The sequence below is a fragment of the Trichocoleus sp. DQ-A3 genome (assembly GCF_039961975.1).
Taxonomy (GTDB): domain Bacteria; phylum Cyanobacteriota; class Cyanobacteriia; order Cyanobacteriales; family FACHB-T130; genus FACHB-T130.
Genome location: NZ_JAMPKC010000001.1, coordinates 40,814 through 63,461, shown reverse-complemented (window position 1 = coordinate 63,461; position 22,648 = coordinate 40,814). Strand labels below are relative to the sequence as shown.

Below are 22,648 nucleotides of genomic sequence, written 5' to 3'. Positions count from 1 at the left end.
GTTATCCCTCCCTAGAGGATTGAGAAGCATTAAGAAATTAAAATGATCCTTAAAAAAAAGGCAAAATAAGAAAACAAAGGTTAATAAAACGGGTTTGCATCCTACTGTGTCCAACCTGTCGAAAGCATTTATGAATGATCGAACCAAAACGGCCTGCGAATCAAGCAGTTAAGCTGGATACGAATTATCACCCTCGTATCTTTGATAAGAATATAAGCTTCGTGCCGCGTCAGATTAGCCCAAAACAATCCGAAGCACTGCGAATCATCGCTCGTCAGGTTGCGGCTCAACAAGAACTACGCCGTGGTTTGAACCGCTTAACCCGTGCCCCCCAATCGCACCCACGAGGGGAAGAACAGCAGGAGCGTTTCTTTACGCTCTCTGAGGAGCGCCTGCGCCTACTAGAATCCATTGTTATCAATGCAAATGACGCGATTGTCATTACAGAAGCCGAGCCATTGGAAGAGCCGCTTGGCCCCAGAATTGTCTATGTAAATCAGACCTTTACCCAAATGACCGGCTATCAACCGGAAGAGGTAATCGGTAAGACTCCCCGGTTGTTGCAAGGGCCGAAAACTGAGCGATCGCAACTCGATAAAATTCGTCAAGCTTTGTCACGATGGGAGCCGGTCAGAGTCGAGTTGATTAACTACCGCAAAGACGGTTCCGATTTTTGGGTAGAACTGAATATCTTACCGCTGGCAGATAGTACGGGTTGGTTTACCCATTTGCTAGCGGTGCAACGAGATATTACCGAACGCAAAGCTGCTGAGTACGAACTAAAATCCCATGCGCGGGCTTCAGCAGTGGTGGCTCAACTGGGGCAAGGGGCGCTCTCTGGCACCAATCTAGATGTGCTGATGCAAGAAGCGGTGAAGCTGGTTGCCCAAACCCTGGAAGTACCCTTTTGCCAGGTTTTGGAACTGATGCCAGGAGGCAATGCTTTATTCTTGCGGGCAGGCGTTGGCTGGCAGGAAGGGCTGGTAGGTTCTGCAATCATCGGTGCCCACGATCGTTCCCAGGCAGGATATACCTTGCTAACGGGGAAGCCGGTGATTGTGGAAGACCTCCGGATCGAAACGCGCTTTTCTGGAACGCCACTGCTGCACAACCACCGCGCGATCGCTGGCATGAGTGTGATCATTCATAGTCAGGGGAACCCGTTCGGTGTTTTGAGCGTTCACACCCCTAACTACCGAAGGTTTACGGAAGACGAAGTTCATTTTTTGCAAGCGGTTGCGAATGTCTTGGCAACGGCGAACGAACGCCAGCTGGCGGAAGAGGCGCTGCGGGAAAGCGAAGAGCGGTATGCGCTGGCGGTTCGCGGGAGTAATGAAGGTTTGTGGGATTGGAACCTGAAAGCGGAAACCTTCTATTTTTCGCCGCGATGGAAATCGATGTTGGGTTGCCAGGAGGATGAAATTGGCGACAGCCCGGAGGAGTGGTTTAACCGCGTACATCCAGAAGACTTGGAGCGAGTCAAAAGCGCGATCGCTGCCCATCTAGAAGGGTTGACTCACCACTTCGAGAAAGAATATCGGATGTTACATAAGGATAAAACCTACCGATGGATGCTTTGTCGAGGAATGGCGATTCGAGATGCCAATGACAAAGCCTACCGGATGGCAGGATCGCAGACGGATATTACCGACCGCAAGGTGGCAGAGGAACATCTCATCTATGATGCATTTCACGATCCGCTGACAGGTTTGCCCAATCGAGCCTTATTTATGGAGCGACTGTCCCAGGCGATCGCGCGAACCAGAAGACAGCCAGAATATCTGTTTGCCGTCTTATTTCTAGATCTCGATCGCTTCAAAGTCGTCAATGATAGCCTCGGTCATGTCATCGGAGACCAGCTGCTGATTGCGTTAGCAAAGCGACTGCAAAGTAGCGTCGCTTCTTGCCTGCAAGCCTCTGTGTGTGGCAGCAATACTGTGGCACGGCTGGGGGGCGATGAATTCGTCATCCTCTTAGAAGAAATTCAAGATATCGACGTTGTAGAAGCGATCGCCAAAAGCATCCAAAAAGACCTCCGGCATCCTTTCAACCTAGACAGACACGAAGTCGTTGTGACAGCCAGCATTGGCATTACCTTAAGTGCAATCGAGCAACGAGGTTCATCAGGCACTTACAAAACTTGCCCCTACCCCGGAGACATTCTGCGTGACGCCGACATCGCCTTATATCAAGCCAAGGCACTAGGCAAAGCCCGTTACGAAGTTTTTACCACCGCTATGCACACTCATGCGGTGGCTCGCTTGCAACTAGAAAACGATCTCAGACAAGCCCTAGCCAGAACTGAGGTAAAAGACCGGCTTCAAACAAAAACTGTCAATTCTTCTGGTTACTCTTCACTCAGTCGTGAGTCCGCATCCTTCAGTCATTCTTTCCTGCTTCACTATCAGCCCATTGTCTGCTTCATGACTGGCAGAATTACTGGTTTCGAGGCACTGGTACGCTTGTCTCACCCGTTTCGCGGCTTGATTTCCCCAGTTGATTTTATCCCGATCGCAGAAGAAACAGGTTTAATCATCCCTTTGGGAGCGTGGGTTCTGCGCGAAGCCTGCCGTCAAATGCGGCTTTGGCAACAAGAATTTCCTGACTTAGCGCCATTAACCATCAGCGTTAATCTTTCCGGCAGACAGTTTTCCAAACCTAATTTAGTCGAGCAAATTCAGCAAATTCTCCAAGAAACCGAGTTACCAGCACCAAGCCTAAAACTGGAAATTACCGAAAGTGTGGTGATGGAAAATGCTGCCGCCGCTACGGCTAGTTTAGAGCAACTTAGCAACTCCGGAATTCAACTTAGTATTGATGACTTCGGAACCGGCTATTCTTCTTTGAGCTATTTGCACCGCTTTCCGCTCAATACTCTGAAGATTGACCGCTCCTTTGTTAGCCGGATGGATGCAGGCGAAAATTCTGAGATTGTAAAAACGATTGTTACGCTGGCTCATCATCTGGGATTAGATGTGATCGCAGAAGGTGTAGAAACGGCGGCTCAGATGGAACAACTGCGATCGCTACGCTGCGAAGCTGGGCAAGGATTCTTCTTTTCCAAGCCACTAGATAGCGAATCTGCTAGAGCATTAATCGCCGCAATGCCCCAATGGTAAGACCATTCAAAATCATCTTATTTTTAATTTTTCTGAGTCTGCTAACTATTTATAAAATCCCTCAACGATCTTTGCACTTGTGGTAGGTTGATGTAGACTTTGGCGGCTTCAATTAGATTCATGACATTTGCCGGACTCGCATCATCGATATCGTCACTCAATCGTTTCCCAGTCAACTTGCTATCGAGTTTAAATTGCAAGCGCAAGTAACGACTATCCTCATCAATCACCTGTTTAGCAATGTAACTATTAATATCTGACGAAGCATCAAAAATTACATCAAGAATCGGGAGTGCCCACTGAATCGCACCCCATTGTTGGGCACTTTCAAGCGGAATTGCGCGGGTAAGACTTCCCGTACCGAGGGATAAAACTGAAATTTCGTGGGGTTTATAACCTAACCGCAGGGCTTCAGCGATCGCGCAAGCTGTGGGATTATTTGCCCCAACACCACCGTCAATCACCGAGTATACGTTAGTAATTCGGTAAGCAGAAGTATTATTAGGCACTACGTTCCACGCCTCATCCACAATCGCCATCCGAGTCCCGCCTCTGTAACCAATGATGCTACGATTCTGACCGCGTCCCGTCCCGCCGGTGATTTCAATCTGCATTTGATTGTAATCACCATTGTCTTCTGCGGCTTCTTGCCCTAACGTAATCGAGTTCGTATCTCCGCCTTGGGCAATCCCTTCTTCTTTTTTATCCAGTCTATAGGCAGGAAAAAAAGTTGGGGCAGAAGCAGAACAGAGACACGCTTCCCATAAGGGAAGTTCAGCAAATATTTTGCGCCAGCTTTTAAAAATAATCGGTTCTCGCTTAATTGTGTCGTAGGCAGTAATTAAGAGCTTTGTTGAAGTAATATCCGACAGTTTTTTGTATTTAAATTCTTCTTTGAGAGACTCAATCAAACCTTTGTTTGAGTATTTAGGGGCAGAAGGGCCGTACTGAAGAAGCAACCCGACCCGTTGCGCCGACCAAAGATTTCGGTATGGAAAGATTCGAGTTCCTTTGTTCTGATACACATCCACAATGTCCTGGGCTGTGCGATCGCTAGCAATCGACGCCGCCAAAATTGACCCGGTAGAGGTTCCTGCAATTAAGTGGAAGTATTGGCTTAAGGGCTGACCGATAATTTTCTCGATCTCTGTCAGCATCGTTGCTGAAATGACACCCCGGATACCACCTCCGTCAAAGCTCAAAATGCGAAAAGTCACGCTTTTTTCCCCACAAAAGATTGCTGTCAAATCCAATAACTAATTGGTCATTCTTCCTTGTTTAGGGGTCTTCTACCCATTCCCCTTTTGATTCGCCCTCGTAATGTCAATCGTAATTTTGCCGCCAAAGTCTGGAATCGGTGCGCCCGGTTTCGTTAACCGCACTTGGACTTGCGACACTTGCTTGAATTCTAAGATGGCATCTGCGATCGCGCTGATTAACTTTTCTACGAGGGCAAACTTAGCGGTTTTTACCAAATCCTTCACTGTCGAAATCACCGCGCGGTAATCCAGCGTGTCTTCTATGGCGTCGCTGATGCCTGCTGGTGCCAAATCTAGCCACAAAGTTACGTCTACTTCAAACCATTGCCCCAATACCTGTTCTTCTGGTAAGTAACCAGTGTAGCCGTAGCAGCGAATTCCTGTTAGCTGAATGCTATCCATTTTCTCAAAAACTTTAATTTCCTTGCTACTTCAAACCTGAGGAGCCAAAATTTCTCCTAAACTTTGCTCCGGTATCTTCGTTAAATCTTCAAGATTCTCAATAATTGTGGTGCAAATATCATCTAATGGTAAATCATTCGGATCTCGTCCAAAAGGATTTTCAATTTCATTACCGATTTCTTCAATCCCAAATAAAATAAAACTAATTATACCGACACCTAGCCCTGTCCACCAGCCGGAAGTATCGACAAGTTGAAAAGGTAGTGCGAAGCCATAGATCAGCAACAGTCGCTTTAGGTAAATCGCATAAGCTAAAGGAATGGGGGTTTTCAAAATGCGTTCGCAGCCAGTTAAAGCTTCTACCATATTATCTAGCAATGCATTCATTGCAGCTAACTGATTATTATTTAAGGAGTTCCGATCGTGTTGCTGCTGTAGGTAATCCCCAATCCAAAATGCTATCTTTAGCGGAGGGTTTTTAACGCTTTTGAGCTGAAGAAATTGCGATGGAGTTACTATCTCTTCTAACTCGTCGTTTAAAGCCTCTTGTCGCAACTGTAACTTAGTTGCGATCGCAAAAGCTCCTAATAACCGCATCGCTGTTGCTTTATCCTCTCTATCTGTTGATTCTCGTTCCGCAACCGACACTTGAATTTGCCGCGCTAAATTACGGACGTTCACGACTAAAATACCCCAAGATTTGCGCCCTTCCCAAAACCGCTCGTAAGCCGTATTTGTCCGGAAAACCAATAATAAGCCTAAAACCAGATTATAAACAACATTAGTAACCAGATTATCTAAAAGGTTTCCAGCAATCGGTAATTTAAAATAATCAAGAATAGAAACGAAAAAACCAAACCCTCCACACAAAAGAACGCGGGGAAAAATAGTCGGTGCGACCGATCCCCTCAACTGTAAAGCCATTGCAAACCAGTTTTTATTCTCAATCGTCATGCTGCTGTTTATTCACTGAAGCAGAAAAAGATTAAATCATCGTTATCGCCTTCATTCAACAATATCTTGCCGAGTGCTGGCAACGATATCAAATAGCTCTTTCTGCTCTGTCTGAGGAACTTCAAACTTATCTAAACTTTGTTGAAAATCCGCCAGAAATACTTCCCACTCTTCAGGAGAAATTTTCAGATGAACATGAGAATCGTGCATTGAACGACCCGTATATTGTTGCGGGCCACCTGTCGCCCAGCAAACCATTTCTGTAACCAGATACTTGAAACCTGCTTTTGACACTCGGTGATGTGCTTCATCTACGAGAGGATTTGCATTCAATTTCGGGTCAACCATGATTCTGTCAATGAAATCATCGACTACGGCTGCAATATTGTAAACACCGCCCAGGCGTTCATAAAGTGATAGTTGTGAGTTCATAATGGCTTCTTCTTGAATTAAATAATTCCTGAATTCTCCTTGGCAACTGGCAAAGTTAGCGATCGCTCGGTAAGCATTTTAAGGTTTTAAAAAACCTCAATCCTACTTTAAAGTACACCCCAGCACTCGCGAATAAAATTTTTCCTGGGCTTCTGTTGGAAAAATTTATCTTCGACCTTCACTGGGCTGCTTTCGGGGGTGAGAAAATTTAGGGAGATTCTCCGCCGAGTATTTCTACTACACCTAGATTCGGTGTCTACAAATCTCGATGAGTAAAGAGTTTGGCATCTGCACCGCTGTAGGTGGCAGCAATATGCCCATCGCCTGCGATTTGATATTTGTATGTCACCAGTCCTTCTAAGCCTACAGGGCCGCGAGGAGGCATCATTTGAGTACTGATTCCCACTTCTGCGCCTAATCCGTAACGGAAGCCATCGGCAAAGCGAGTTGAACAGTTATGAAAGACTCCAGCAGCATTGACTTGTGCCAGAAAATTAGTTGCAGCAGCAGTATCTTCTGTCACGATGGCATCAGTATGCCGAGAACCGTAGGTATTAATATGGTCAATCGCTTCTGAGAGAGAATCCACAATTTTGATTGAGAGAATTAAATCGCTGTATTCTGTCGCCCAGTCGGCTTCAGTCGCCTGTGTAATGTTCAGGATTTCGCAAGTGCTTTCATCTCCTCGCAATTCTACATTTTTTGATTGCAAAGTATTCGCAACTTGCGGTAACAATTCCGATGCGATCGCACGATGCACTAGCAGAGTCTCCACAGCGTTGCAGGCGGCTGGGTAGTGGGTTTTGGCGTCTACGGTAATCGAGACAGCTTTTTGCAGATCCGCCGCTTTGTCCACATAGACATGACAAATCCCTTCGGCATGACCCAAAACAGGAATGCGAGTATTTTCTTGCACAAAACGGACAAAAGAGTTAGAACCTCTGGGAATAATTAAATCTACAAATTGATCTAATTTCAGCAGTTCTAAGGTTTCCTCTCTCGTTGTCAGCAATTGCACTACATCTGGATTTACTTCAGTCTTCGCTAATCCTTGGCGAATCGCTTTCACCAGCGCTTCACAAGAGCGCACCGCTTCCTGTCCGCATTTGAGGATAACACCGTTGCCAGATTTGATGGCAAGAGTGGAAATTTGCATCACTGCATCGGGACGCGCTTCAAAAATCACTCCCAGAACGCCTAGAGGACAGGTAACGCGCTTGAGAATTAATCCCTCATCCAGTTCCCGGTGAACCTGTAGTGCGCCCACGGGATCGGGCAGACGCCCCACATCTCTCACTCCCGCGATCGCGCCTTTTAGCTTTGTTTCATCTAACTTCAAGCGAGCGTAAAGCGGTTTGGGAATTCCTGCCGCCTCCGCTGCCTTGCAATCTGCCGCATTCGCCGCCACAATCTCTGGTGTTGCGGCTTCTAGCGCTTGCGCGATCGCTTCAATCGCTTGATTTTTCGCCTCTGCGGACAACACTGCCAAGCTTCGCGCTGCTTGACGAGTTTTTTGAGCGATCGCACTTAAGGACATGGAAGCAATCTGGGAAGTCATGGCTCTGAATCAAACGCCTACGTTCAAGCCAAAGTTTAGCAAAATGTGGCTTCTGTTTAAATTCTAATAGATGGGATGCCTGAGTTTAAATCGGATGAACCTAAGGCTAGAGATAGGTTTACTACTTTTTAATTGATTTATAAATTAAATTTATTAGCTCGATTTTAGCTCATTTTAATAAATTCTTAATTGTTGTTTGTAAAATATATAAGTAGTATGAAAATAAAATTTTCAGAAAAATTACAAAATATAACTTAAATGAGTATACATCAAAAAAAACTGTTAGTTTCTGCTAGCCCACCCGCAGATAAACAGTTGCAATCTAGACAACAGTTACGGATTGATTTGGCTCAAGAGTGCCAAAAATCCCAGCAGTTACGAGCTGATGGCGTTAAAAAGCGCCAAAAATCCCAGCAGTTGCTGGCTAATTTGCCTAAAACCTGTCAAAAATTACAGCAATTGTTGGCTAATAGTGCTGAAGAGTGCCAAAAGTCGCAGCAGTTACGGGCTAGTTCAACTAGAAGTGTTCCGGTCGAGCTGTTAGACATTGATTTAGACATTGATTTAGATGAACGCCTCCCCGCGATAGACTTGCCCTTAGATTCATTAGAGTATTTCGACGCGCTTGTGCAATCGCAGTCTGACGTAGAGACTCGTCTCCAAATGGTAGATCGATTGCAGTTAGACTTAGTAGAAAGTTTGCGATCGCTTGAGGACTCCCTTCAGCAATTTCCACTTGATTTAGGTAAATCTCTGCTGAAAGAAGAGCTGGTGATAGAAAATCAGCAGCTAGATGTCTTAGATAGAGATATCCTCCAAGAGTCTTCCGATAGCCCTGAGTGCGGAGAAATTGTAAAAGTTATTGACAAATTTCTTGCTCAATATTTAAGCGGAGATTACTCAGAAGATGATGAATCTACCGCCAGCGATACTCTTTGAGTATCGCTGGCGGCGATGAAATTTTTTATTTAGTTTCATCCCCATAAACCCGGTTTCTTCGAGAAAGCGGGTTTTTCATTTCAATGGTTCTATCTTTTGGTAGATGAATTTCTGAAATTTTCCGAAACTACTGTGACAAACCGTGTATCTAGCGAGTATTTGGTCAACCAATACCGCTGCTCCTTCTTCAGGGAGATGCATTATGTCACTCGAAGCCGGATTTGACGCGCTCAAACAAGGACGATATCAAGAGGCAGTTCGGTTGCTCAAGCAATACTGCCATTGTTCCGATGCTCGCGCTAAAGACTACCTGAGAGGTTTGATGGGGCTAGCGAAAGCTTATCAAGGGAGCGGGCAGACCCAAAAAGCGATCGCCCTTGGTTTTTTCCTCCCCTCCGTGTTCTAAATTTCGGAAATTTTCTTCATCCAACCTGTAGTTTCAAAAAGGGCGAACACTGCAAGCGCACGGTTCGCCTTCTTCTTGGTGCTGAGGAACTCAAAGCAGCAAACCAGGTGCTAGAAAATTTCATCGCAAATTTATATAAGTATTGTTTTCCTATGAAGAGTATATGAAGTTACATAGATTCAGTATTTTGACGGAAGATAATCGAATCCAATGACCTCTAAGTTAAGTAAAGAACAGTCAGGAAGTGGGCTTCAGAAAATGAGTGCAGTTTCAAAAAATGGGTGGGATTCCTGGAGAATGGCATCAATCGCGATCGCTCGGAATTCAAGAGCATTGGAACAGCTATCGGAGAAACTGACTTCAAAGTACACAGATTCAGAGATGGCTGGGATATGGCGGCAGGCACGGTTGGTGCTAGCAGAAGAAGATGAGTGCTGGCTGGAAGAAGAACTGTATCGCATCCTCATTCAAGATTCCCAAATCGCAGCTTAAAAATTTAGCGTTCCTGGTTTAATTCCCCCGAAGCTGCTAACTGAGCTTTCGCTTGTTGCCAAAGCGTTTCCAACTCATCTAATGTGTAATCAGAGAGGGGACGGTCGGCAAAAGCCTCCATTTTTTTCAGACGCTGAATAAATCGCTGATTCGTTCCCTGTAAAGCTTCTGAAGGATCGAGATCGTACCAACGGGCAAGATTAATCACCGTAAATAATAAATCTCCCAGTTCCGCTTGCTGATGGGCTTCGTCTTCCTGTTGCAGTGCCTCTTCAAATTCTGCTAACTCTTCGTGAAACTTCGCCCACACACCCTCAATATTCTCCCACTCAAACCCAGCCGCCGCAGCTTTTTGAGAGATTTTCATCCCCGCCATCAGTGGCGGCAATGTGCGGGAATAACGAGTCAGTTTGCGACTTAGCTGTTGCGCGTCTTGAGTCGTTTCTCCTTTTTCTGCGGCTTTGATTTTCTGCCAATTTTCGTGGACTTCCTCCGCAGTTTCGACTTCAACCTCTCCAAAGACGTGAGGATGACGGCGGATCAGCTTCTGAGTCAGCCCCTGAACGACATCGGTTAAGCTAAATTGCCCGGATTCACTGGCAATCTGCGCTTGCAGCATCACTTGTAGCAATAAGTCCCCCAGTTCTTCAGCGATCGCATCTTTATCCCCAGTGCGAATCGCATCTACGACTTCATAAGCTTCTTCGATGACATACGGGGTGAGGGTTTGGGGAGTTTGCGCTAAATCCCAAGGACAACCCCCATCGGGTGATCGCAACTGGGCAACAATCTCAATCAACTGTTGCAGCGCTTCTAGTGCAGTTTGAGGCATGGGATGAGCAGATTCTGGGGAATTCAACATAAACGAAAATTCAGTTGGCCTTTCGATCTTACCTTCGCGTTCTCTGTGTCTTGGCGGTTGGTTTCTGGACTCTGCGCCGACTCGATGCGCCCGTTCGCTTCCGAGTCTTCACTCGCTTAGGCATCACCGTCTTCAAGCCACTTTTTTTAAACCGCTTGTAGGCAGAACCCCCCCAGTCACTGAATGAGTGACTCATTGCACCCAATTCCAAACCCACAAACAGCGCCATCCATTCAGCCGGATATTGAGTAAGCGATCGCTGCGCCTGATTCGCTACCACCTGCCAAGTCCACCCGACACCCCAGACTAGCTGTAGCATCCCCAATATCAACAATCCCACGAGAAAGAGCCAGCAGGAGAGATAAAGCGATCGCACGATTGTCCCAATTGCCAACCCGTGGGAAAAAACCGAGCGGTGACGTAAACTCTTCTGGTAAGGTATCCAAATCCACCGCAACCAGCCCCAACGCTGATAAGGACGGGAGTTTAAATCCAAGTCTGGGCTAAACATTAGCCCGCTGAATAAAAATCCTCCGGAAACAATTAACGTCAGATCGCCACTGCGAGTCAGCCCGAACGTCATGCCCGCCACCCAAGGCAGGCACCATAAAGTAATGCGATCGTGCGTCCGACCAGAGGGCATCCGTTAAAATTTGAGATTTTTTAAAATTTATTCTGTTTGAATAGTAGCAGCAGCAGCGTAATCTGCTATTATCTAAAAAGTGTCTGAATTTGGGCGGTTAGCTCAGTTGGTAGAGCGCCTGCCTTACAAGCAGGATGTCACTGGTTCGAGTCCAGTACTGCCCATTAAAAATTGTATAGTGACTAACTCTCTGTCATTTGCGACAGATTAATGTCATTTAGCCGAATTCAGCTTCATCCAGATTCATTTGGAGAAGGGAAGGTATGCGCGCATCTCGGAACCACAATAGCAGATTATGGAGCCGAACGATTGGGGTCGCCTGTTGTGCTATCTTCGAGCGATCGCTCGAACCCGTGGAGTTTGGCTTACGAATAAGCGATCGCTCTTTCATACTCCGTCATTATCTCAGTACCTCAGGGAATAATATGGGGCGGCAATAGTTTACTCGCTAAATTGGAGAAATTGAGATTGCAGCTAGAGGAGAAAGTAAGTAATTGCGTCAGATGCCCCCTAGTGATTGAATTTCTACTTGCTGCTCAACCTCTATTTCAACTTGAGCTTCGACAAGAGCCGTATAAATTGGGATATTAACCCCTAAAGCCTCAAAACTAACTACTAGAGAATAGGGAACTTCAGCATTTGGATCGTTATTCCAGCCCTCATGTCCAACTACTGCAATACAGAAAGCTTCTGTGAGTTCAAATGACTTTACAGTAGTCCAATCTTTTTGAATAGTTCCTGCACTTCTAGATACATCTCTAATTATTCCGTGATTATTTTGTTTGCCTAGAGTCCATTTAAAAATTCCCTCTCCTTTTTCGGCATCTTCCGGAGCATCATATTTATCTAAAATCCTGGCAAGAAATCGTTGTGGATCTTCTCCTCTCTTACTGCAATCCCAATCGAGCCAAGTAGAAAGATATTTTCGACGATTTCTACGAGTGCGACGTGGTTGTGCTTTGTAAGACAAGGTAACTTCCATCAAAATATCAAAATCCTCTCCCTGAGTTCGCAATTCTTCAGGTAATTTGACTTGGTAAACATGAGCCTGTCTAGCTTTGATAAGACGCTCTCCTCTGGTAATTAAAGTGATACGATTTGGAGCATTACCTAAAGCCCGTTCAAGATTTGGGATACCATAACCCATTAAACGAACAGTTTCTAATTTTGCTTTTGCTGATTCTGACCATCTGGCTGATTGTACTATCAACGCCCGGTAGAGAAGGCAATTTTCATCAGGCAAGTCAGCCGCAATACATGCAGCAATATGGCTAACTTTTGGCGCAGCAAATGATGTTCCAATAGTATCAGATGCAACGGCTGAACCACCATTTAAAGTTGAACGCACTAATTCAGGGCAAACATTTTTAGGGTAAGTAATATTGGGTGGTGTACCTTCATCTTTAACTAAATCCCCACCATATTCAACTACTTCCGGTTTAATCGTTTCCCAAATTCCTAAACCAGAGCGTGAAAAGGCTGATGGTTTATCTTTTTCTGATATCGAGTAACAAGGCGGAACATTATAAGAAACTGAAGAAATTGAGCCAACAGTTAAAGATTGAAAACTTTGTGCTGGGTTAGCAATTCTACAGGAATCTGCTAACAGATAATCAGGATATGTTCGATTTGCAGCAAGATGTTCTTGAACAGATAATCTTGTAAAGCCTTTTTTTTCGTTTAAGGGTCTGTTTAAGGGTAAATTGCCAGATGCAACAATAAAAAGAATATCCTTCTGCCATGTCAGATTATCAATAGCCGCTGCCCAAGCACTCATATATTGAGTTCGGCAAGGAACATCCCCAGTGATAGAGTGGTTAAAAAGTTTTGTTCCTGTTTGCTCGTGATAAAGTTCTACAACTTCACTTAGTAAATTAGGCGGAAATAGCTGCTTAGGTAGTTGGCATTTATCATCAAGAACTCTGGCATTTTGAATCCAGCAGACAGCTTTTTTCGTGCCACTACGAGGAATAGTTCTTGGATAAATTACTGCACCAGCGACTCTAGTTCCATGCCCACCATTACTAACGTAATCAGCCGTTTGTTGAGTCTTTCCAGGAATCCAAGACCTTGAGTTTCCTGAATCAATTGCTGCCTTGAGAAGAGAATGTCTTTCTTGAATACCACTATCTATTACACATACTTTAGGAGCATTTGATTCTGGTGATTCTAGTTGAAACGGTGGAGGAGAAACAGTATCACGTAATCCTTCCCGCTGAAGAATTTCAGCAAACTCATCTGGCTCACTAACATCAAAAATATAAGGAAAGCTTAAAACTAAATCTTTTAACCCTTGACCTGAGATTTGAATGCGGCAAGAAAAACTGTCTGACAGCTCAGAAGATTTAGGAATTATTCCATCGACTATATTTAAAATTTCTCCCTGATATGGAGGAGAGGTGACGAAATCCGTTAGTTCATCTTCTCGCTGCGATTTGAGAGCATCCCATTGCTGGTATGTAGCATCACGTTTGTCTATCCAATTATTAATTCGTTTAGCATATTTTTCATCACTCTCTCCTTCCTTCCGTTCTGGGCATTCAGGTAATTGTGACTTAGTACCTACACAGGCAACTCCTACATCCACAATATATATTTGCTCATCTCCAATCTGATCCCACTGATTTAGTAATTCTGGTGAAAGGATGTATTCTGGTCGCCTAGTTCCATCCAGAATTTCCCATATCCCCGCAACCTTATTACCCCCTCGCTCTTCTTTAATAAATTTCTCTATCTTCTTCTGTAGTTCACTAAATTCTTCTGTCTCATTGGCAGAAGCCCCAACAATATATCCATTTTCCAATTCAGCAATTAATTCAATACCATATTTCCTCAAATCTTCTGCATCAAAAGCAGTAGGATCAATTTGTAAAATGATAGGTATAGATTTTTCAGAATTTAGTGGCTTTCCCTCTTCCTCTCGTTTTTCTTGAGTATCTTGCCAATAAGAAACTAAGGAGTCTACTGAACTCTTTAGCTTACTTCCATGTCCCCATCTATCACTTAAATTTGCAGATGTTTGGGGATTTTGTTTTCTTCCTCCTCCTGGCGGAGATGCAGCAATTCCTTGTGTTGTTAGCTTAAGCTGGATATGCGGAAACCGCTCAGAGCGTTCAACCATTTAGTTCTCCAGACACCAAAATTTAACTTCAGGACACTTTGATTTCTTTAATAGCTTCTTCTAAATGTTCCTGAATAACTAGCTCCTCCCGCTCAAGAATTGCTCGTTTAGCTGCATCTTGTGCAACCCTCACAGCTTGAGCAGCAGAAAAACCTTCCATCTGCTTAATGATACTAGACCAGTTGATAGAGCCTACTTCAATTGCAGATAGTGTATCTTTAAGTATAAATCCTAACTCTTTTTCTCCAGGCTTGGGTACTTCTATCAAGTCATCAAATCGTCTCCAAAGGGCAGTATCAAGAGATTTGTTGAGGTTGGTTGCTGCTACCAGAAGACCAGAGGACGGTTCATACTCATCCAAAATCTGGAGAAATGTATTGACTACTCGCTTGATTTCTCCAACTTCTTGAGAGTCTTCTCGTGACTTAGCAATCGAATCACATTCATCAAGAAACAACAAACAGGGATTTTTTGAGGCATCTTCAAATACAAGTCTCAAATTGCTTGCAGTTTCGCCCAAAAAAGACGACACCATTGCATCAAATCGAACTTTGACGAGTGGTAAACCTGTATTCCAGGCTAAACGCTCTGCTCCCAGCGTCTTTCCACAACCTGGAGAACCGTACAAGAGAATTTTTTGCCTATAGCGCAGTCCATGATGAGCAAGTCTATCTCTTGCTGCATACTCACGCTCAATTCGCTGGAAACGTTTCTCCACAACTTCCGGCAGCACCATATGATGCCGTAGTTTCTCCCTCGGTATAACAGTAACTAGGGGAAGACTGAAGCGCTTGCTCGTCGGCAGTTCACTGAGAGACTGTAAGTTTTCCGATACCGATAGCGAAGCAGTAGCAAGTTTAGCAGCGTTAGAAGCTGTTTTGCTATTTGTTGCAGGCTTCTCCTTCTGGCTCTTTTTCTTTATGTTCTCTAACTGGTCAGCTAGCAGCGTATGTCCCTTGCTACGCTCTTCCTCGATTACTAGGTACGTAAGTTTGTCAATCGCCTCTGTGTCGGAACTGGCGATCGCTCTAAAAATTCTCTTGAGAAGCTCTGCTTTCATTACGCCCCTCAGTATAAGGGGTAGTGCAAGCCTATTTTAGCCAACTACTACCTTTATTTTATATTTTAGTACATATGTACTATATAAAAAATAATAAGCATAAAATATAGTGCATCGTGTAGAAGCGCTGACTCCTTGTTAAACAGTATTAAGTAGAATGCGATCGCTCATTCACTCCCTCCCAACTTTGACCGCATCGCTTGCCACGCCTCAATGTGTTGCTGTAACTGCTGTGTGGGCGATCGCTTTTTGCCTGATGAGTGCCGCAGTTAACCCAGCACGGGAACCGCAGGATTCATCGGTTGAGGGCGAGTAGAGCTAATTTTAGAGACTGCTGAAGATTGCGATCGCAATCTGGCATTGCGATTAATTTACATTAATTTACTCAGCGGGTGCCGATATAAAGAACGCACTAGGAGCAACCTGCACAGAGAACCAACCCCCGAACAGCAGGCATTCTTGCGATCGAGTCGATCCCTATTCCTTCTACAATTGAACAATTCAGAATGTCCAGCAGGACTTGCTTTTGCACGAGAGGGAAAATGAGCCATCGTCCGATTATTCTAGGCATTGTTGGTGACAGTGCCGCTGGTAAAACAACACTAACACGAGGAATTGCTCAGATATTAGGTGAAGAGAATGTCACCATTATCTGTACCGATGATTATCACAAGTACGACCGGATTCAACGTGCAGAGAAGGGAATTTCAGCACTGCATCCCGACTGCAACTACTTGGATATCATGGAGCAACACCTGTCCCTGCTTCAAAATGGACAGCCCATCCTGAAGCCGATTTACAACCACGACACGGGGATGTTCGATCCGCCTGAGTATATCAAGCCGAGCAAGTTTGTGATTGTTGAAGGGCTTCTCGGTTATTCAACCATGAAAACCCGTGACTATCACGATGTAAAAGTTTATTTAGCACCGCCTGAAGCTCTACGCGCTGAGTGGAAGATCAAGCGAGATACGATGAAACGGGGCTATAACGAAGAACAGGTTCGCGAACAATTGAGAAAGCGCGAACCAGACTCAGAAGCATACATCCGTCCCCAGCGCCAATGGGCAGATATCGTGGTGAGTTTCTACCCGCCTACAGACGCGCCAGAGGAGAGCAGTTCACACCTGAATGTGCAATTGGTACTCAGACCGACAATTCCACATCCAAGCTTGACCGAGATTTTGAACCCAAGCAGTCCTAATTACAAACCGGCAATTCGCCTGGAACTTGAGCGGGATATGGGTAAGCCGGTTGATGTGCTAGAAATTGATGGTCAAGCAACCAGCGAACAAGTCAAAGACTTAGAGCGGATGCTGTGTAACGACATCCCCGATTTACTGCCTTTCTGTAGCTTGGACGGCACCCCCAATCTGGGTACTCTCGTCGGGACAACTGGGGAAACGCTCCAAAGTTACCCTCTGGCACTGACTCAGCTACTAGTTGCCTATCATATGCTCAAAGCTGCAAATATCCACACAGTAAAGAATTAAAAAATTAAAAATGCAAAATTAAAAGTTGATTTTCTCAATTTTTAATTTTTAATTCTTAATTGTTTTGTTCTTGGCGCGATCGCAACTCTCACGGCACTATCGGGAAAACTAGATATAGTCTTTCCCGGTGCATTTATGACCTATTGCCTCAGAATTGCAGATATACCCCTTAGCGAACGTCCTCGCGAACGATTAATGGCGCAGGGAGCCAAAAATCTTGCAACCGCTGAGCTAATTGCGATTCTACTGGGCACGGGTCAAGGGGCCGGGAAACTTTCCGCTGTCGGTCTTGGGCAATACATATTACAGGAATTAAGTCAACACCAACGCGATCCGCTGGATATGTTACGAGATATCAGCGTTCAAGAGTTGACAAAAATTCCCGGTGTAGGGCCAGCAAAAGCCACCACAATTCTAGCAGCGGTTGAGTTAGGAAAACGGGCATTTCTATCTCGCCCCGGAGTTAGCACCATGATTGATAGTCCTGCTGCCGCTGCTGCTGCGCTCAGTCATGAGTTGATGTGGCAGATGCAAGAACGATTTGCCGTGGTGCTGTTGGATGTAAAGAATCGCTTGGTGGGTACTCAAGTGATTACCATTGGCACTGCAACTGAAACGTTGGCTCCTCCCCGCGAGATTTTCCGAGAAGTCCTTCGCCAGGGTGCGACGCGGCTGATTATTGCACACAATCATCCGTCAGGGAGCATTGAACCCAGTCAAGAAGATATGGATTTGACCCGTCAGTTGTTGATGGGAGCGCAATATTTAAGTATTCCGCTGCTAGATCATTTGATTTTAGGCAATGGTGACTATCTGAGTCTGCGGCAAACAACCACCTTATGGGAGGAGTATCCGCAGGGGGATTGAAGTCGTGACAACGTCCCCATAACCTCTATGCTTTACCCACATCTGTTGAAAACCCTGTCATGCTACGGGAAAGGGCGCAGCCTTTGGATAGCGAGTTGCCCGTTTTTGTCCTCAAGTTATCGCTCAAATGCGAAAATCCCTACAGGGTTTTTGGACTTATGGGTAAAGCATAGCCATTAATCTTGGAGGCTTCTCAATTTCACAAGTGAGAGTTGCTGATTCATGAAGCAGTCGGAGATCTAAATCGCTGGCTCATAACTCAAATAAGATTTCTATATAGACTACTTTTGAAAAGCTTTCTAAAATTCATGAAAAGCATTGGCAAGATCCCTCGCTTCTCCAAGAAGTCTGGGAGTTGAATCGCTGGTAAAAACCGTCTTAACTAACCGGCATCTTTGTAACAATTTCTGTAACAGAACCCCTGTTCGCATCTTATTGCGTCTAGATTCAGGAGAAAGATACGGCTAATCTTACTATTAATCGGCAATGCTGCTAAAAGATGTCCGAGACTATCAAATTCTGTTTCTATCCTTGTTCCTGTTCTTAGGTATTTGGACAAGAGACTGGACGCTAAGACCGGATCTAATTCTAGTGGTCATGGTAACTTGTCTGGGGACTCAGTGGCTAGCAGTATCGATTAAACAAAACTTATTCAATTTGCTTCCGGTACAAGATAATTGTCCCAATGAAATTGATTCTGTTTTAACAAATGTTCCTATCAATCTTTCATTACGGAGTGCTTTTATTACGGCTTTAGGTCTCAGTTTGCTGCTAAGAGCCGATAGTTACAGCACAATGATTTTGGCTGGTTCTTTCGCAATTCTCAGTAAATTTATTTTTAATTTTCGGAATAAGCATTTTTTTAACCCTGCTAATTTTGGTATTATTGCCGCGCTTATCTTGACAAAAGATGCCTGGGTTTCGCCCGGACAATGGGGAGATGAATGGTGGTATGCGCTGTTATTTGCAGGCACCGGGGGCACGATTTTAAAACGAGTTGGTCGTTGGGATACAACTGCTGCTTTTTTAGGTTCCTACGCTTTGTTGGAAGCTACTCGCAATATTTGGCTTGGCTGGACATGGGATGTATTTTTACATCGATTGATGAGCGGTTCTTTGTTGTTATTCGCTCTATTTATGATTACAGATCCTCGTTCTATTCCTAACGCTAGGAGTGGGCGTTTAGTATGGGCAGTTTCTATTGGCTGCTTAACTTTTTTCTTGCGAAATCAATTTTTTATTTCTACTGCTGTTTTCTGGGCTTTATTCGCCCTTGCACCTATGACCGTTCTGTTAGATTTTCTCTGGTCAGCACCCCGATTTTCTTGGGCGGAGACTTCTTCACAGACATTCAGTACTTCAGTCATTGATAAACCTGAGGAAACTGAATCTGAGACGTATCTACAAGTGTAAGTTTTTATTAATTACTAGCAGAGGTGACAATGAAGTTATTTCGGATCTGTAAAACTTTAGTGATAACGCTTCTGGCTGTTATTTGCTTTGCTCCGACAGCCTGGGGATTTTGTGGATTCTATGTAGCGAAAGCAGATACAAAGCTTTACAATAAAGCGTCGCAAGTAGTAATTGCTCGCGATCGCGATCGCACTATTTTAACGATGGCGAATGACTATCAAGGCGATGTCAAAGACTTTGCTCTGGTTGTCCCCGTTCCGACAGTGCTTCAGAAAGAACAGGTTCACGTTGGCGACCCTAAAATTATCGAGCGATTGGATGCTTTTAGTGCGCCGCGACTGGTGGAATATTTTGACGAAGATCCTTGTAATCCGGTCATGTACGAGAGGCTCCCTGCACCAGCATCCGCACCAACGTCAGGCGGTGCAAGAGCTAGCAGGGATGAAGACAATAGCTTGGGTGTCACTGTAGAAGCTCGTTTCAATGTGGGAGAGTATGACATTGTTATTCTCAGTGCAAAAGAATCAAACGGTCTAGAAACCTGGCTAAATCGCAACGGATATAAGATTCCACGGGGTGCAAAACAACTGCTGCAACCCTATATTCGGCAAAACATGAAATTCTTTGTTGCAAAGGTCAATCTTAAAGAATTTCAAAATTCTGGTTCTCAATTTCTGCGACCTCTACAGATGGCTTACGAATCGCCTAAATTTATGTTGCCGATTCGTCTAGGGATGATTAACTCTACCAGTGAACAGGATTTAATTGTTTACGTTTTATCACCTAAAGGACAAGCTGAAGTTACGAATTACCGAACTGTAAAAATCCCCTCAGATGCTGAAATTCCAGTATTCGTCAAAAATGAATTTGGTGATTTCTACAAATCGATGTTTCAAACTTCATACACTCGTGAGGATAAAAAGGTTGCCTTTCTGGAATATGCCTGGAACATGGGGAACTGCGATCCCTGTTCTGCCGAACCTTTAAATCCAGAAGAACTGCGGAAAGCTGGTGTTTTTTGGCTAGATAATTATCCTTCGGATGCCCGCGAGTCAGCGCCTTTCCGTAGAGCCGTTGTTCCCTCTAATAATGTTTTTATCACCCGTCTCCATGTCCGGTACACCCGCGATAAATTCCCGGAAGATTTGGTGTTTCAAGAAACATCAAATGAACAAAGTTTTCAAGGTCGTTATGTTCTTCGTCATCCCTTTACAGGAGATGTGAAGTGTCAAGCGGGTCAACAGTATAAACAGTCTTTGACTAAACGATTTGAACAAGAGGCGCAGACTCTCGCCAAGCTGACTGGGTGGAATATTCAGGATATTCGGAAGAAAATGCCTGTTGCACAAAGCAGTTCTAGACCTTGGTGGCAAAACATCTGGCCTTAATAATGACCTAACATTTTAACCCTCTTTCCTGCAAAGGAAGGGGGAATTTACAGCTTTGGAGTCAATGTTATTCAAGTTAAGTCGCTTCTCGTTCTAGCAGCAAAGTAACAGGGCCATCATTTTCAATTGCTACCTGCATCATCGCCCCAAATTCGCCTGTTTCCACGCGCAAACCGCTCTGGCGCAACTTAGCGATAAACTGTTCGTAAAGATTTTGAGCGATCGCAGGCGCAGCAGATTTATCAAAAGAGGGGCGGCGTCCTTTGCGACAATCTCCGTAGAGGGTGAATTGGCTGACTACCAGCAGTTCGCCCCCAATTTCTAGAACTGATTTCTCCCAACGTCCGCTACCATTTTGCTCATCTGGAAATAAGCGCAATTCCAGACATTTACGAGCCATCCACTCCAGTTCGGCTTCGGTATCTGTTTCGGCAATGCCTACGAGTAAATTAAGTCCGCGCCCAATTTTGCCGATTACTCGATCTGAAACTTCAACTTGTGAGGATTTAACTCGCTGAATGACAACGCGCATAATTAGCTTCGATACACCTGTCGGGACATGGCATTGTCATGTCCCGACCAAACATTAGAGCCGCCGCGATCTATTTGACCTAACTGAGGAACGCGATTAGGAATTTAGCAATTAGCTAATTCCTAAAAACTATTTCCCAAAGCCTTTACCGCGAGAAGTAGAAGGCAGACAAACACAACTTTTGATTTGTTGTTGCAGGGTTTCTTTATCTAAATCCTGACCAATCAGTACCAACTGGTTTTTTGGTTTTCCTGTCCAATCTTCATCATCGATGGAGAAGCGCTTGCCGCACAGATGGAAGATATGACGCCGAGGACTTTCATCAAACCAAAGAATCCCTTTGGCACGGAAGACGGTCGAGGGCAACTGATTATCTAAGAAATTTTGAAACTTCTTGATCGCAAAAGGCTTGTCGCTTTCAAAGGAAATTGAGGTGAACCCGTCATTTTCCAAGTGGTGAGAGTGATGATCGTGGTCGTGATGGTCGTGAGTGCAAACGCCATGATCGTGATCGCAACTACTATGATCGTCGTGATGATCGTGATGATCGTGGTCATGACCGTGGTCGTGGTGGTGATGGTCGTGACCCTTTTCTGCCTCGTCGTTTTGGAAATATTTGTCAGTCTCAAATAAACCGACGCTAAGAAGTAACGGCAGCGGCACCTGTCCCTTGGTGGTTCGCATAATCCTGGCACCGCCTTTCATATCCCGAATTCTGACTTCTAAGGAGTCTAAGTCGGCTTCATCCACCAAGTCTGCTTTGTTGAGCAGGATGATATCACCGTAGGCGATCTGGCTGGCGGCGGCTTCGCTGTTGAATAAATCGAGACTGAAGTTTTCCGAATCTACGACCGTAATGATGGAATCTAGACGAGTCATGTCTCGCAGTTCGGTACCTAAAAAGGTAAGTGCCACTGGCAGAGGATCTGCGAGTCCGGTTGTCTCGACTACCAGATAATCGACCTTTTCTTCGCGTTCCAGAACTTTGTAGACTGCTTCGACGAGATCGTTATTAATGGTGCAGCAGATACAACCGTTACTTAACTCTACCATGTCCTCGCCGGTGGTGACAATCAGCTCATTATCAATGCCGATCTCACCAAATTCATTAACCAGAACAGCGGTTTTGACGCCTTGCTGATTGCTCAAGATGTGATTGAGGAGGGTGGTTTTGCCACTGCCAAGGAAACCTGTAATGATCGTCACGGGTAAGCCGTGCTTGGGGGCATCTATCTCTGGAGATTGACTGGGAGTGGTGGCTGGTTGCATAGTGCGACTTTCAGATTTTCTCAAAAAACGTTGATAGAGCTATACGTAAATTACTGTAGGAGCTAAGCGCTAAGCGGAGTGTAGGTTTAGATCCCGATGATGGCTTGAAATGGAGATCCAACCTTTTACTTTATAGCAAGCGAACAGCTTCGCATACGCGCTAACAGAGCGATCGCTCTCTCCCTCCAGCTTACCTAACTCTGAAGAAGGCATTCTCCAATCCTTTTCGCATCGCCTAAGCATTTTTCATCTTGAAGCGAATTTCGATCAGTAAAGCAATGTTGTTAGCGTTAGTGTTAGCGGATGCGAACTGACAAGTCAGCGCTAGGCTAACGCCTCGCTTCGCTAACGCTATCGCGTTAAGTCGATGTTGAAGCGCATGATGTTGTGTTGAAGCCGCATTGCTCCCTAGTTACTCTCTTAAGCACCTACTTTTTGA

The 22,648-nt window shown here is 44.9% G+C and carries 21 protein-coding genes and 1 tRNA gene; 11 read left to right on the top strand and 11 right to left on the bottom strand.

Going from position 1 to position 22,648, the window contains the following annotated elements; all coding sequences use genetic code 11:
- Positions 1-134 precede the first annotated feature (134 nt).
- Positions 135-3,119 carry an EAL domain-containing protein gene (locus NDI44_RS00285; protein ID WP_190410038.1) on the top strand — a complete coding sequence of 995 codons (2,985 nt, stop codon included), beginning with the start codon at positions 135-137 and terminating at the stop codon, positions 3,117-3,119.
- Between the two features lie 41 nt (positions 3,120-3,160).
- Here the strand turns inward: NDI44_RS00285 and NDI44_RS00280 are convergent, their stop codons facing one another.
- The 5 genes from NDI44_RS00280 to NDI44_RS00260 form a co-directional block, all read right to left on the bottom strand.
- Positions 3,161-4,336 (bottom strand): patatin-like phospholipase family protein, encoded by a 1,176-nt coding sequence (locus NDI44_RS00280; protein WP_190410037.1) that lies wholly within the window; start codon positions 4,334-4,336, stop codon positions 3,161-3,163.
- Between the two features lie 72 nt (positions 4,337-4,408).
- Positions 4,409-4,780 carry a dihydroneopterin aldolase gene (gene folB / locus NDI44_RS00275; protein ID WP_190410036.1) on the bottom strand — a complete coding sequence of 124 codons (372 nt, stop codon included), beginning with the start codon at positions 4,778-4,780 and terminating at the stop codon, positions 4,409-4,411.
- Positions 4,781-4,810: 30 nt separating this feature from the next.
- The gene (locus tag NDI44_RS00270) at positions 4,811-5,734 is read right to left on the bottom strand and encodes a bestrophin family ion channel (protein WP_190410035.1); all 924 of its coding nucleotides are present in this window, start codon (positions 5,732-5,734) and stop codon (positions 4,811-4,813) included.
- 51 nt (positions 5,735-5,785) lie between these two features.
- On the bottom strand, positions 5,786-6,166 hold the full coding sequence (locus NDI44_RS00265; RefSeq protein ID WP_190410034.1) for a group 1 truncated hemoglobin: 381 nt from the start codon (positions 6,164-6,166) through the stop codon (positions 5,786-5,788).
- Between the two features lie 256 nt (positions 6,167-6,422).
- Positions 6,423-7,724: a glutamate-5-semialdehyde dehydrogenase gene (locus NDI44_RS00260; protein ID WP_190410033.1), complete on the bottom strand. Its 1,302-nt coding sequence runs from the start codon at positions 7,722-7,724 to the stop codon at positions 6,423-6,425.
- A 258-nt stretch (positions 7,725-7,982) separates the two neighbouring features.
- On the opposite strand from NDI44_RS00260, the gene NDI44_RS00255 reads away from it, so the two are divergent.
- From NDI44_RS00255 to NDI44_RS00245, 3 genes are all read left to right on the top strand, one after another.
- On the top strand, positions 7,983-8,663 hold the full coding sequence (locus NDI44_RS00255; RefSeq protein ID WP_190410032.1) for a hypothetical protein: 681 nt from the start codon (positions 7,983-7,985) through the stop codon (positions 8,661-8,663).
- Positions 8,664-8,865: 202 nt separating this feature from the next.
- Positions 8,866-9,069 carry a tetratricopeptide repeat protein gene (locus NDI44_RS00250; protein ID WP_190410031.1) on the top strand — a complete coding sequence of 68 codons (204 nt, stop codon included), beginning with the start codon at positions 8,866-8,868 and terminating at the stop codon, positions 9,067-9,069.
- Between the two features lie 258 nt (positions 9,070-9,327).
- Positions 9,328-9,561, top strand: a complete 234-nt coding sequence (locus tag NDI44_RS00245; protein ID WP_190410030.1) for a hypothetical protein — start codon at positions 9,328-9,330, stop codon at positions 9,559-9,561.
- Positions 9,562-9,565: 4 nt separating this feature from the next.
- Here NDI44_RS00245 and mazG read toward each other — a convergent pair whose 3' ends face one another.
- Together mazG and NDI44_RS00235 are read right to left on the bottom strand one after the other, a co-directional pair.
- Complete coding sequence (gene mazG, locus NDI44_RS00240; protein WP_190410029.1) at positions 9,566-10,423, bottom strand: nucleoside triphosphate pyrophosphohydrolase; 858 nt, start codon at positions 10,421-10,423, stop codon at positions 9,566-9,568.
- Between the two features lie 28 nt (positions 10,424-10,451).
- On the bottom strand, positions 10,452-11,066 hold the full coding sequence (locus NDI44_RS00235; protein ID WP_190410028.1) for a metal-binding protein: 615 nt from the start codon (positions 11,064-11,066) through the stop codon (positions 10,452-10,454).
- Positions 11,067-11,157: 91 nt separating this feature from the next.
- On the opposite strand from NDI44_RS00235, the gene NDI44_RS00230 reads away from it, so the two are divergent.
- Both NDI44_RS00230 and NDI44_RS00225 read left to right on the top strand, forming a co-directional pair.
- Positions 11,158-11,230, top strand: a tRNA-Val gene (locus NDI44_RS00230).
- 99 nt (positions 11,231-11,329) lie between these two features.
- Complete coding sequence (locus NDI44_RS00225; RefSeq protein ID WP_190410027.1) at positions 11,330-11,506, top strand: hypothetical protein; 177 nt, start codon at positions 11,330-11,332, stop codon at positions 11,504-11,506.
- 59 nt (positions 11,507-11,565) lie between these two features.
- Here NDI44_RS00225 and NDI44_RS00220 read toward each other — a convergent pair whose 3' ends face one another.
- Both NDI44_RS00220 and NDI44_RS00215 read right to left on the bottom strand, forming a co-directional pair.
- A complete protein-coding gene (locus NDI44_RS00220) occupies positions 11,566-14,187 on the bottom strand; it encodes a S8 family peptidase (RefSeq protein WP_190410026.1) in 2,622 nt (873 codons plus the stop codon).
- A 28-nt stretch (positions 14,188-14,215) separates the two neighbouring features.
- Entirely contained in the window at positions 14,216-15,247 is a 1,032-nt protein-coding gene (locus NDI44_RS00215) for an ATP-binding protein (protein WP_190410025.1), read from the bottom strand.
- 157 nt (positions 15,248-15,404) lie between these two features.
- Between NDI44_RS00215 and NDI44_RS00210 the strand changes: the two genes are divergently transcribed.
- The 5 genes from NDI44_RS00210 to NDI44_RS00190 all read left to right on the top strand — a co-directional run bounded on the left by NDI44_RS00210 (position 15,405) and on the right by NDI44_RS00190 (position 20,408).
- Complete coding sequence (locus NDI44_RS00210; RefSeq protein ID WP_190410024.1) at positions 15,405-15,563, top strand: hypothetical protein; 159 nt, start codon at positions 15,405-15,407, stop codon at positions 15,561-15,563.
- Between the two features lie 226 nt (positions 15,564-15,789).
- Positions 15,790-16,740: a phosphoribulokinase gene (locus tag NDI44_RS00205; protein WP_190410023.1), complete on the top strand. Its 951-nt coding sequence runs from the start codon at positions 15,790-15,792 to the stop codon at positions 16,738-16,740.
- Between the two features lie 135 nt (positions 16,741-16,875).
- The gene (gene radC, locus NDI44_RS00200) at positions 16,876-17,607 is read left to right on the top strand and encodes a DNA repair protein RadC (protein WP_190410022.1); all 732 of its coding nucleotides are present in this window, start codon (positions 16,876-16,878) and stop codon (positions 17,605-17,607) included.
- A gap of 486 nt (positions 17,608-18,093) precedes the next feature.
- On the top strand, positions 18,094-19,020 hold the full coding sequence (locus tag NDI44_RS00195) for an RnfABCDGE type electron transport complex subunit D (protein WP_190410021.1): 927 nt from the start codon (positions 18,094-18,096) through the stop codon (positions 19,018-19,020).
- 29 nt (positions 19,021-19,049) lie between these two features.
- Positions 19,050-20,408, top strand: a complete 1,359-nt coding sequence (locus NDI44_RS00190; RefSeq protein WP_190410020.1) for a DUF2330 domain-containing protein — start codon at positions 19,050-19,052, stop codon at positions 20,406-20,408.
- A gap of 76 nt (positions 20,409-20,484) precedes the next feature.
- On the opposite strand, the gene dtd is transcribed toward NDI44_RS00190, so the two are convergent.
- Together dtd and NDI44_RS00180 are read right to left on the bottom strand one after the other, a co-directional pair.
- On the bottom strand, positions 20,485-20,940 hold the full coding sequence (dtd, locus tag NDI44_RS00185) for a D-aminoacyl-tRNA deacylase (RefSeq protein WP_190410019.1): 456 nt from the start codon (positions 20,938-20,940) through the stop codon (positions 20,485-20,487).
- A 129-nt stretch (positions 20,941-21,069) separates the two neighbouring features.
- Entirely contained in the window at positions 21,070-22,209 is a 1,140-nt protein-coding gene (locus tag NDI44_RS00180) for a GTP-binding protein (RefSeq protein ID WP_190410018.1), read from the bottom strand.
- Between the last annotated feature and the right edge of the window lie 439 nt (positions 22,210-22,648).

Excerpts from the sequence above, each read along its gene's own strand:
- mazG (WP_190410029.1), bottom strand. The coding sequence starts at position 10,423 with ATGTTGAATTCCCCAGAATCTGCTCATCCCATGCCTCAAACTGCACTA.
- NDI44_RS00190 (WP_190410020.1), top strand. The coding sequence starts at position 19,050 with ATGAAGTTATTTCGGATCTGTAAAACTTTAGTGATAACGCTTCTGGCT.
- NDI44_RS00210 (WP_190410024.1), top strand. The coding sequence starts at position 15,405 with ATGCGATCGCTCATTCACTCCCTCCCAACTTTGACCGCATCGCTTGCC.
- NDI44_RS00220 (WP_190410026.1), bottom strand. The coding sequence starts at position 14,187 with ATGGTTGAACGCTCTGAGCGGTTTCCGCATATCCAGCTTAAGCTAACA.
- NDI44_RS00255 (WP_190410032.1), top strand. The coding sequence starts at position 7,983 with ATGAGTATACATCAAAAAAAACTGTTAGTTTCTGCTAGCCCACCCGCA.
- NDI44_RS00265 (WP_190410034.1), bottom strand. The coding sequence starts at position 6,166 with ATGAACTCACAACTATCACTTTATGAACGCCTGGGCGGTGTTTACAAT.
- NDI44_RS00195 (WP_190410021.1), top strand. The coding sequence starts at position 18,094 with ATGCTGCTAAAAGATGTCCGAGACTATCAAATTCTGTTTCTATCCTTG.
- radC (WP_190410022.1), top strand. The coding sequence starts at position 16,876 with ATGACCTATTGCCTCAGAATTGCAGATATACCCCTTAGCGAACGTCCT.
- NDI44_RS00180 (WP_190410018.1), bottom strand. The coding sequence starts at position 22,209 with ATGCAACCAGCCACCACTCCCAGTCAATCTCCAGAGATAGATGCCCCC.
- NDI44_RS00225 (WP_190410027.1), top strand. The coding sequence starts at position 11,330 with ATGCGCGCATCTCGGAACCACAATAGCAGATTATGGAGCCGAACGATT.
- NDI44_RS00270 (WP_190410035.1), bottom strand. The coding sequence starts at position 5,734 with ATGACGATTGAGAATAAAAACTGGTTTGCAATGGCTTTACAGTTGAGG.
- NDI44_RS00205 (WP_190410023.1), top strand. The coding sequence starts at position 15,790 with ATGAGCCATCGTCCGATTATTCTAGGCATTGTTGGTGACAGTGCCGCT.
- NDI44_RS00245 (WP_190410030.1), top strand. The coding sequence starts at position 9,328 with ATGAGTGCAGTTTCAAAAAATGGGTGGGATTCCTGGAGAATGGCATCA.
- NDI44_RS00285 (WP_190410038.1), top strand. The coding sequence starts at position 135 with ATGATCGAACCAAAACGGCCTGCGAATCAAGCAGTTAAGCTGGATACG.
- folB (WP_190410036.1), bottom strand. The coding sequence starts at position 4,780 with ATGGATAGCATTCAGCTAACAGGAATTCGCTGCTACGGCTACACTGGT.
- NDI44_RS00235 (WP_190410028.1), bottom strand. The coding sequence starts at position 11,066 with ATGCCCTCTGGTCGGACGCACGATCGCATTACTTTATGGTGCCTGCCT.
- NDI44_RS00250 (WP_190410031.1), top strand. The coding sequence starts at position 8,866 with ATGTCACTCGAAGCCGGATTTGACGCGCTCAAACAAGGACGATATCAA.
- dtd (WP_190410019.1), bottom strand. The coding sequence starts at position 20,940 with ATGCGCGTTGTCATTCAGCGAGTTAAATCCTCACAAGTTGAAGTTTCA.
- NDI44_RS00215 (WP_190410025.1), bottom strand. The coding sequence starts at position 15,247 with ATGAAAGCAGAGCTTCTCAAGAGAATTTTTAGAGCGATCGCCAGTTCC.
- NDI44_RS00260 (WP_190410033.1), bottom strand. The coding sequence starts at position 7,724 with ATGACTTCCCAGATTGCTTCCATGTCCTTAAGTGCGATCGCTCAAAAA.